Source organism: Fodinibius sp. (assembly GCF_041642155.1).
In the GTDB taxonomy this organism is placed as follows: Bacteria; Bacteroidota; Rhodothermia; order Balneolales; family Balneolaceae; genus Fodinibius.
In genome coordinates, this window is record NZ_JBEPWZ010000358.1 from 1 (window position 1) to 2,727 (window position 2,727).

Genomic DNA, 2,727 nt, shown 5'->3' on the forward strand with positions numbered 1-2,727 from the left:
TCTGCCGGAACTGGATGAGGGGTCGATCCTGGTGGAGCAGGTACGGATGCCGTCGGTAACCCTCGAAGAATCGGTGGAAAATGCGGATTGGCTGGCAGCTAAGCTGACGCAGAATATCCCCGAAATTAAAACAGTGGTGCCCAAGACGGGGCGATCCGACCTGGCCAACGACTGGATGGGCGTGCATCAAACTGATGTATGGGTGGTTCTCGAGCCCCGAGAGGAGTGGCGCGGGGGCGTTACCAAGGAGGATATCATTGACGATATCCGTCCCTATTTGGAAACCGAGCCCGGACTTTCCTACAATATCACCCAGCCTATCGCCATGCGTGTTGACGAACTGACCAGCGGAGTGAAATCCGACGTTGCCGTCAAGATATTCGGGGAAGACATGGATACGCTCCAGGCGGTCGGTCAGCGGGTATCAGGAATTTTGACCGGCATAGAAGGTACTGATAATTTCTACCTTGAACAGAGCAGCGGTCAACCCTATTACAACATCGAGATCGATCGCGAGGCGGTGGCTTCATACGGCTTAAATGTCAACCACGTTCAGCACGTCATCGGGACCGGCATCGGCGGCAGTGAAGCGGGACAGATTTTTGAGGGACAGCGCCGGTTCGGCATCAACGTGCGGTTGCCGGAAGACCTCAGGAACAGCTTCCAGGATATCATGAACGTGCCCCTGCAGCTGCCCGATGGAGGGTATATCCCCCTCAAAGAAGTAGCCGACATCTATGCGGAAGAAGGTCCCCGTGAAATCGCCCGGGAGAACGGGTGGCGTCGCGTTATTTTAGGGATTAACATTCGCGATATCGATACCGGCTCGTATGTAACGAATCTTCAGCAACTCATTGGGGAAAGAGTGGATATACCGGCCGGCTATTTTATTCAGTACGGGGGGACGTTCGAAAACCAGCAGCGGGCCATGAATCATCTCTATATTGTCGTACCGATCTCGCTGCTGATTATTATCGGCCTGCTTTACCTGATGTTCGGGAAAATACGGTTCACCCTGCTCATATTTCTGAATCTTCCGATGGCGTTATCGGGCGGGATATTTATTCTATGGATGCGGGGGCTGTACCTGTCGATCTCGGCCAGCATCGGCTTTGTTGCCCTCTTCGGAGTGGCTGTTCTCAACGGAATTGTACTGGTTGCCCACCTCAACGATTTGAGGAAGGGAGGCACAGATCTGAAAACGGCCGTCATTCAGGGAGCCAGCGACCGGCTGCGTCCCGTACTGATGACGGCCCTGGTGGCCAGCCTCGGGTTCATCCCCATGGCATTCAATACGGGCCCCGGTTCCGAGGTACAGCGTCCCCTGGCATCGGTCGTCGTGGGGGGACTGGTAACCGCGACGCTGCTGACACTGCTGGTACTGCCTACTATCTATCACTGGATGGAGAAAGACAAGAAACTGGAAGCCGGTGAAGAGGCATTCTAATATTAATTAATAGTACCAACATTCAACTTTTAAAAAAGGAGTAAAGATGGAAGCTGACTACCTGCATTTAATCGTAAACCACTTTCCCATTTTCAGTGTTCTTTTTGGGATCCTTATCCTGGGGTGGGGGCTCTTCAGAAAAAATACGTCCATACTGCAAATTGCGATGGTCCTCTTTTTATTAGGGGCGGTAAGCAGCTACGTAGCCATGGAGACGGGAGAAGCCGCCGAAGATATTGTCGAAGAACTTTCCGTAGCCTCACATGAGGTCATTCACAATCATGAAGAGGCAGCGGAAATTGCCTTCTGGTTTACCATCACAACCGGACTGTTGAGTATCGTTGGCCTTTACGTTATTTCATACGATCTGCGGTGGCGGAATACGCTTTTTGGAGTGCTGGCCATTTCAGCCCTGATTTCGCTGGGGGCTTTGCTCTATACCGCTTACCAGGGGGGCAAGATCTTTCATTCAGGAACCACCGGCGCCGTCCCAACGGAACAGCTAAACACAACTGAAACTGAAACCGGCCGGGAAATGATTCACAGGATAAGTCACATCGAATTCCGCCTGTGAATTTCCGGACGCAGTTTACAGGCCGGTCCACGGTTTAAAAAGTGGTTTACGTGGGTAAGTACGGTCTGCTTGAAAATTTCCTTTTTGAAGAGCTTGGGTTTAGAACAAAAGTAGGAATCCAACGGTTAATGTATATACCTTGAGAAATAATGTGTATACCATAAAAAAACATCTACTGAATCAATACAGTTTTTGCGAAAGAACGTAGTGATCGATGACGACTTGATGTAGGGAGCTTTAAGGTAAGCCAATTAAAAACAAAATAAGATGCCTTGGGATAATGGTTATTAATTATCCTGGAGTTTGATCTTTACAACATTTGAACTTACTTGAGCTGCATTCGGAGAATTAATAGTGTGAGCCTGAATGCTATATTCGCCCCATACCGGGAAAGTACCAGGATGGTTTTCGGGTAAATGTTCAGGATCTTGTTTTACAAGGATAGCATTTTCTTGCTGCACTTTTTCAGGTGAAAACCGGTGTGAAAATTGTCCATTAGTATCCGTTAGGACTACTTGACTGTTGCGAAAACCAAATTGGTCTGTATAGTCAATGCGGACACGCTCTTTGTTCAAGGATGGTTCCATATTTCCAGTGACATAGGCAGTTTTCCCTTCACCTTCGCCCTGAATATCAATAGAAACTTTTCGTTTAGGGGTTACACTCATCGTAATACCTCCGATCGGGAAGGCCCAGGAAGCAGGAT

The 2,727-nt window shown here is 49.3% G+C and carries 3 protein-coding genes; 2 read left to right on the forward strand and 1 reads right to left on the reverse strand.

All coding sequences use genetic code 11. The features are described from left to right. Together ACESLU_RS13870 and ACESLU_RS13875 are read left to right on the forward strand one after the other, a co-directional pair. Nucleotides 1–1,447 (forward strand): efflux RND transporter permease subunit (locus ACESLU_RS13870; protein ID WP_372639226.1); only part of this gene is annotated, 1,447 nt, incomplete at its 5' end. Nucleotides 1,448–1,493: 46 nt separating this feature from the next. After that, complete coding sequence (locus tag ACESLU_RS13875; RefSeq protein WP_372639227.1) at nucleotides 1,494–2,021, forward strand: hypothetical protein; 528 nt, start codon at nucleotides 1,494–1,496, stop codon at nucleotides 2,019–2,021. A gap of 287 nt (nucleotides 2,022–2,308) precedes the next feature. Here ACESLU_RS13875 and ACESLU_RS13880 read toward each other — a convergent pair. Next, nucleotides 2,309–2,727, reverse strand: a 419-nt coding sequence (locus ACESLU_RS13880) for a hypothetical protein (RefSeq protein ID WP_372639228.1), incomplete at its 5' end; no start/stop codon positions are given.

Bases quoted from the DNA above. Each gene is read 5' to 3' on its own strand.
- ACESLU_RS13875 (WP_372639227.1), top strand. From the start codon at position 1,494: ATGGAAGCTGACTACCTGCATTTAATCGTAAACCACTTTCCCATTTTC.